We start from the raw sequence: 667 nt of genomic DNA on the forward strand, positions 1-667 counted from the left end.
TTCTCGCTTCTGTGTGTCCGACATGCCCGGACGACCCAACCTCGCCATGCGCCACATCCTCCGTCACCTGGGATGTTGCGCTGACGGGTTGAGTTCACCGTCGCCCGCTTCAGGACCTCGACGTCCTCACGTAGCCGGCGGTTCTCCCGCCGAAGCCTCGCCAGCTCCTCGCGCTCGTCGCTGGTCAGGCCGTCCAGCTCGCCGGTGTCGACCTGGGTCTGGCGCACCCAGTCCCGCACTGCGGTCTCGGTCAGGTCGAAGTCCTTCGCGACCTGGCCGACGGACCGGTCACCGCGCCGGCACAGCTCGACGATCTCCGCCTTGAACTCCGGCGTGAACGAGCGACGAGGGCGCGGCTTCTTCTTCCCCATGCTCTCCATGATGGACATCATCCTTCCGGGGCCGAAGCCCCTGATCAGGAGTGTCCGTCAAAGCGGATCAAGCCCAAACAGCGCGAGCATGGCGTCGATGGCCGGCATCAGCTCACTGCCAGTGACAGGTCGCCGCCTGGGCGTCGAGGCTCCGAACACGTAGGCCGGCAGGCGGCCCGCTGGTGGTCACGTAGCTGCTTACTGATCGTTTCAAAATGAGTTCGGCTCAGGGGCTTGGCAGTTGAGGAGTCTGGGCGGCAGAGTGCTGCACGTGTCGGACGATCTTGTGCCTGATG

Annotated in this window: 1 protein-coding gene; it reads right to left on the reverse strand. The window is 65.2% G+C overall.

Features of this window, described 5'->3' with window-relative positions; genetic code table 11:
• Positions 1 to 371: transposase (locus IE98_RS0141650; RefSeq protein ID WP_159401271.1), on the reverse strand; the 371-nt coding region annotated here is incomplete at its 3' end.
• Between the last annotated feature and the right edge of the window lie 296 nt (positions 372 to 667).

The organism is Streptomyces sp. NRRL B-24484, assembly GCF_000717715.1.
Classification (GTDB): Bacteria; Actinomycetota; Actinomycetes; order Streptomycetales; family Streptomycetaceae; genus Kitasatospora.